This window comes from Methanoculleus sp. MH98A, assembly GCF_000691865.1.
Lineage (GTDB): Archaea > Halobacteriota > Methanomicrobia > Methanomicrobiales > Methanoculleaceae > Methanoculleus.
The window spans coordinates 1-6,064 of sequence record NZ_JMIO01000079.1 but is presented as its reverse complement, the minus strand read 5'-3'; the positions used below and the strand labels follow the sequence as shown (position 1 = coordinate 6,064).

The 6,064-nt window shown below is 62.7% G+C and carries 6 protein-coding genes and 1 tRNA gene; all 7 read right to left on the bottom strand.

Annotation, left to right across the window (positions count from 1 at the left end):
• Positions 1–396, bottom strand: a 396-nt coding sequence (locus tag EI28_RS13580) for an NYN domain-containing protein (protein WP_155937360.1), incomplete at its 3' end; no start/stop codon positions are given.
• A gap of 363 nt (positions 397–759) precedes the next feature.
• Positions 760–832: transfer RNA gene (locus EI28_RS10375), tRNA-Glu, on the bottom strand.
• Between the two features lie 86 nt (positions 833–918).
• The gene (ilvE, locus tag EI28_RS10370) at positions 919–1,788 is read right to left on the bottom strand and encodes a branched-chain-amino-acid transaminase (RefSeq protein WP_048114640.1); all 870 of its coding nucleotides are present in this window, start codon (positions 1,786–1,788) and stop codon (positions 919–921) included.
• 143 nt (positions 1,789–1,931) lie between these two features.
• Positions 1,932–3,296 carry a Ni-sirohydrochlorin a,c-diamide synthase gene (gene cfbB / locus EI28_RS10365; protein ID WP_048114638.1) on the bottom strand — a complete coding sequence of 455 codons (1,365 nt, stop codon included), beginning with the start codon at positions 3,294–3,296 and terminating at the stop codon, positions 1,932–1,934.
• Entirely contained in the window at positions 3,293–4,357 is a 1,065-nt protein-coding gene (gene cfbD / locus EI28_RS10360; RefSeq protein ID WP_048114636.1) for a Ni-sirohydrochlorin a,c-diamide reductive cyclase catalytic subunit, read from the bottom strand. Before cfbD ends, cfbB begins: the two co-directional genes overlap by 4 nt.
• 2 nt (positions 4,358–4,359) lie before the next feature.
• Positions 4,360–5,517 (bottom strand): coenzyme F430 synthase, encoded by a 1,158-nt coding sequence (cfbE, locus tag EI28_RS10355; protein WP_048114634.1) that lies wholly within the window; start codon positions 5,515–5,517, stop codon positions 4,360–4,362.
• A 5-nt stretch (positions 5,518–5,522) separates the two neighbouring features.
• A complete protein-coding gene (gene cfbA / locus EI28_RS10350; protein WP_048114632.1) occupies positions 5,523–5,930 on the bottom strand; it encodes a sirohydrochlorin nickelochelatase in 408 nt (135 codons plus the stop codon).
• Positions 5,931–6,064: the final 134 nt, after the last annotated feature.

The following is a 6,064-nucleotide window of genomic DNA, read 5'->3' as shown; positions in this document are numbered from 1 at the left end:
GTATACTCGCTTGCCGCGTGAAAGCACCCGACGGATAAGAGGGATGAAATCAGTATCACCGGAACCGAGTATGAAAACGTCGATTATTGGGAACATTTGCATATCCTCCAGCAGATCGATTGCAAGCTGCAGGTCAACTCCGTTTTTTCCCTGGAAGCTGGTCTGCGGGAGGTGTCTCATCTCGAAGCCATGTTTCACCAATTTCCTCTCGTATTGGCGAACTATTTCCTGTGACCAGTCCGCATATGATTTTTTAATACATATGTTTCCAAAACTTGTTGCGTAATCAAGAATTGGGCGCAGGAAGAGAGGTTTTTCATGAGAGGGGTATGTTTGTTCTGCTGAGATTGCGAGATTTTCGAAATCGAGATAGATGGCAACATTATTATCTTCCATGAAATCGACCTTCAGAGAGATGCGACATTTTCTCGTTGCAGTACATCATTTTCTGTGATAATGCCTTCCGATGCCTAGGAGCCGCCCTCACTGGCATTTATCTAAAATACAGTTAATGCATTTCAGTTGAATATCTGAATATTTGAGACCTGATCCTGACGTTTCAATTTGTGGTTCTCAGTTTTTAATCACTTATATCTATCGATTTGAAAAATCAAGGAACAAGATGTCCCACTGGAGTATCTGGGCCGTGATGCCACATATCAAATGATCACGCCGATGAATGAGTATTACAGCGTTTATCTTGATATGTGAGATTGTATTGAGCATTTGTTTTAGACAATCATTTCACCAAAAAAAGTATGCTGCTAAGGGGATTTGAACCCCTGTCGTCGGCGTGAAAGGCCGACATGATTGGCCCCTACACTATAGCAGCGAATCTATGCACCGAAGTGCTATACAACTTGGGCGCGAGCGGATAAAAAAGTTATGCCTGGGAAATCCCGGCCGGCCCGGTTCTCCTCACGCGTCGATCGGGGTTCCTTCCTTCTGGGTGACGGCCTTGAAGGCCGCCATCAGCTGCCGGGTGACGGGCCCGGGCTTGCCGTTCCCGATGACGCGGCCGTCGATCTCGCGGATCGGGCCGACCTCCGCCGCGGTTCCGGTGACGAAGACCTCGTCGGCGGTGTAGAGGTCGAAGTAGCCGAGGTTCCGCTCCAGGAGGGTGATGCCCATCGACTCCGCGAGATCGAGCACGACCGCCCGGGTGATGCCGCGCAGGTTGTTTAAGGTCGGTGGGGTGACGATGGCGCCGTCCTTGACGACGAAGAGGTTGTCCCCCGAGCCCTCGGCGATGTAGCCCTTGGTGTCGAAGAAGATCGCCTCGTCGACGCCGCGGTAATTCGCCTCGATCTTCGCGAGGATGTTGTTCAGGTAGTTGAGGCTTTTGACGTTCGGCGGCATCGACTCCGGCGGGGTGCGGCGGACCGAGACGCAGACTGCCCGCAGGCCCTTCTCGTAGAGGTCGCCGTACATCGCGCCCCAGGTGACGGCGATGACGATGACGGTCGGCTTTTCGCACTTCCGGGGGTCGAGGCCGAGGTCGCCGACGCCCCTCGTCACGATCGGGCGGATGTAGGCGTCCCGCAGGTTGTTCTTCCGGAGCGTCTCCTTGATCGCCTCGGCCATCTCCTCCCTCGTGATCGGGACAGTGAGGTCGATCGCCTTCGCCGAGTCGTAGAGCCGTGCGATGTGCTCGTCGAGACGGAAGACCCTGCCGTTGTAGGCCCGTATCCCCTCGAAAACCCCGTCGCCGTAGAGAAGCCCGTGGTCGAAGACCGAAACCTTCGCCTCCTCCTCCGGGACGAATCTGCCGTCAAGGTAAATTAACATGGCAATAGTGTGGTATCGATTTGCTTGTATGTTTTGCGTTTCGTGCACCGTCCGGCGACGGCCGGGTCTCTCTCGAAGGCGGGGTTCGTAGCGTTCCAGGACACGGTCCCGGGGTTCCCCAAAAAAACGTGCAGCCCGGGGTTTCAGCCCCGGCAGCAGTCCGTGAAGTGCGCGAGCATCCCCCTGCTCGCCACCGGGTGGAGGTGCGTGTAACTCCCGATCGTCCGGTCCCGGACCGCGCCGTCGAAGCCGTCCCGGATCCCGCTCCCCCGGCTCAGCCGGTAGGCGAACCGCGTCTCCGGCGCGAGGTCGACGCTGCTGTAATGGAACTCGTGACCGCGGAACGCCGCCTCGCCCACGGGGCTCATCGCATCGCTCGTCCCCACGACGTAGCCGAGCATCCGGCGTGCGGGCATCCGGGTCTCTCCGGCAAAGACGCCGGCGAGTTCGTAGGTTGCCTCTCCCGGACCCGCGAACCCCGGGGCGAGCACCATCCGGTCGGTGAGGTAGATCAGCCCCCCGCACTCCGCGTAGATGGGCGTGCCGTTCCGGGAGACCTCCCGGAGCCCCTCCCGCATCGCGGTGTTCGCCTCGAGTTCCGCGCCGAAGAGTTCCGGGTAGCCGCCGCCGAGGACGTAGCCGTCGGCCTCCGGCAGGCGATCGTGGATCGGGGAGAACGGAACCGTCTCGGCCCCGCATGACGCAAGGATATCGAAGAGATCGGCGTAGTAGAAGTTGAACGCCTCGTCGAGCGCGACGCCGATCCTGACGTCCGGGTCGCGGGCCGAGTATACGCCACTCTCCATTGCCGGCGGCTCGCCCTCCCGGGCGAGCGCGAGCAGGGCGTCCGCATCGACGTGATCGGCGATCATCCGCTTCACCATCTCGATCCGGGTGAGGAACTCCCCGTGCTCCTGCCCTTCCCGGTAGGGGACGAGGCCGAGGTGGCGCATGGCAAGTTCCATCTCCTCCGTCCGGGGGATGACCCCGACGACCGGGATACCGCAGTAGTGCTCGATCGCACGGACGGCCTTCTCCCGGTGGCGGGTTCCGGTGACGTTGTTTAAGATGACTCCCCGGATATCGACGTCGGGGTCGAAGGACACAAAGCCCTTCACGAGCGCCGCCGCGCTCCGGGTGATGCTCCGGGCGTTGACGACTAAAACCACGGGAAGGTCGAGTTGTTTCGCGATCGCGGCCGTGCTCCCGAGGTCGGTGAGCGCCTCCGCGCCCTCGAAGAGGCCCCGCACTCCCTCGACGACGGCGACGTCCGCTCCCCGGCACCCGTGGGCAAAGACCGCCCGGACCTCGTCCGGGCTCATCACGTAACCGTCCAGGTTCCGGCAGGGCCGCCCGGTCACCCCGGCAAGGTAGGAAGGGTCGATGTAGTCCATCCCCACCTTGAAGGTCTGGACGGCCCGGTCGGCAGAGAGGAGGGCCGAGAGCGCCAGGGTGATGCTCGTCTTCCCGCTCCCGGAACGGTCGCCGGCAACAAGGAAGGACTTCATCGCATGCTCCGGAGAACCGCCCCGAACTCGCTTGCGACGATATCCCGGACGCCGAGGGTCTTCGGGTGCAGGTCGATCTCGACCATGACGTGCCGGTGCCCCATCTCCCGGAGCGGCTCCACCTGCCGGGGTCCGTTCGTGACCGAGAAGACCTCGATGCCTTCCGTGTACTCCGGCGGGACGGCGTGAGGTACCCCGACCATGAGGGCGAAGTCAGGGTTGATCTCGTTGATCCGCTCCCCGATCGCGGGGCCGTTCGCCCCGTACTCGTCGAGCGCCCCGAGGAGTCCGGGGTCGACCCCGCGCTCCCGCATCCCGGCGAGGATCCGCCCGGCGTCATCCCTGACCTTCGGGAGGCCGCGGTCTTCGAGGTTCGCGACGTAGGTAACCGCGGCGTCCGGGCAGGCGTCGTGAAGGGCGATGAGTTCGTCGGCGAACATGTAGGCGGTCTCTTTCTTCGCGTTCATGACCGCGACCCCGGTAGCGCCCGAGTCGGCGAGCTCGATGAGCCGCTCTGCCGCGACGTGCTTGAGGTCGCCGCGGGAGGGCTCGATGTAGGTCCGCGAGGCGGCTCCCCGCAACCGCTCCACCTCGTTTGCCTTTCCGAGGAGGTATCGCTGGCGCTCAAGTTCGCCGGCGCTGATCCAGCCTGCGACAGCGGCGGGTTCGAGCGTCGCAAGCACCCCGTCGATGTTCTCCCGGAACCCCGCGTGGATATCCACGGCAATCGCCGGAGTCCCTACCCCCGCGTCGTGGATCGCGGACTGGAGATCCTCGCCGATGATCATCGAAACACACGTCCCGACGACCGCCATCCGGCGGGGCGAAAACGTCTCCTCAGCATAGCGGAGCACCCGCATCAGCGGATCGTGCCCGCCGAAGATGAACTCGTTGTCGGCAAGCGACGTCGTCAGCACCCGCATGCCGTCCTCTTCGAGGAGGCGGGCGTGCTTGAACGAGCAGCCCGACGGGCCGTGGAGGATCGCTACGTCCACCCCCAGGTCGCGGGCGGTATACAGCGCCGCGACGATAGAACTCGGTCTCGGTTGAATGTAGTCCATACTTATCTCCACGTCTTTACCGCGAGGACGATCGCGCCCGCCGGGGTGATCTCTCTGGCGGCCTCGAGTCCCGCGGCGATTGTCGTCGCTGGATGCCCCTCCCCGACGTAGACCGTCTCCGCAGGAGCGACGGTCGATACCGTCCGCAGGATCTCGTTCCTGGAGAACCCCTCGCAGACCGCCCTGCCCTCCTCGCCGATGACCAGGGTCAGGGGTGCGTCCCCGGAGAGTTCCCTCGCGTAGCGGGCGGCTTCAACGGTGGTCATCATGTTCGTCCCGCTGTTTGCGTTGTCGACGATCAGGATCGCCCCCTCCCGCCGGGCCGCCATCCGGCCGGGCAGGGCGGCGAACTCCGCGAGCGGGGAAGGATCGACCCCGAGCACGCATGCGGTCGCGGCCGCGAGCGCGAGCGGTGTCCGGTAGCCCGGAAGGGTGTTGAGCGGGTTCTCAAACGACCCGGCGATCCCGTTCCCGGAGTAGCGGCAGGTCCGGCCCTCGAAGGATACCACTTCGTCGACCGCGACCGCTCCGGGGAGGTCGATTCCCGGCGGGAGCACGACCGTCCGCGCCCGGGAGAGCAGCCGGCACTTCTCCGCGATCGCGCTCTTCTTCCTCGCCGCGACCGGGTAGTCGTCGGGAGACGTCAGCACCGCCACGTCCCCGGCGGCGGCGACCCCGAGCGACTCCTCGGCGACCAGCCAGCCGCCGATCCGTTCGGCCTCGCGCACCGCCGGGATCAGGGAGGCCGGCGTGATGCTCTTCTTCCAGAGCAGTTCCCGTTCCGGGTAGCGGTAGGTTCCGGTTGAGGTGTGCAGGATGCCGGGCCCCGGCAACAGCGAGGCGAGGGCGTGGGCGGTCGTGGTCTTCCCCCGCGCCCCGGTGATCTCGATGAAGGGATGCGGGAGCCCGCTATCGCCGAGAACCCTTTTCACCATCTCATGGTGCGAGACCGCGGGGCCGTGCCGCCGCAGAAGCGGGTGATCGGGATCGAGGTGGACCGGTGCGGTGACGAGATCGTAGGTCCGGACGAGCGCCTCCTCGATGGAGATGCCGGCCTTTCCTCGGTAGACGTCCACCTCGTCCACCTGGTGGCCGGCACCACGGAGTGCTCCGGCGAGCTCCGCCCCGCCGTGGATGGTATCCAGCACCAGGATTCGCATGTCGCTCAGGAATTCAGTTCGGCGATCGCTTCGGACGCGTTCTTCAGCATCAGTTCGGCAAGGAGCGGGTCGCTGCCGATGGGGTTCGCGTAGACGAGCGGCACCGTCTTCCCGTTCAGCTTGAACGTGCCGCGCCGCTGGCCTTCGGGAAGGCCAAGAATCTCCGGTATGTCCTTGTTGATATGGATGCCTTTTGCGAGGAAGAGCGGGACGACGACCAGCATCTCGATATCTTCGCTCCGGAACGCCTCGAGCTGCTCCTCCACCGTCGGGGTGTTGAGGCTCATGAACCCGGGTTTGACGATGTAATCGTCCGTCTTTTCCGTGATGAGTTTTGCGGTGGTCTCGATAAGTTCCTTATTGTGGGGGAGCTTGCTCCCGTGTCCAACCAGTAACATGCCTTTCAGAGCCATATGTTACAAGGTACTACGATGCTATATTAAAATAATTACCGATTGTTTTTAAGGCCCCGATCTAAAACTTATCTGATGGCAAACTTCGAACGGGAGATCACCTATTGCATCAACCGATTCTTCACGCACCGGCA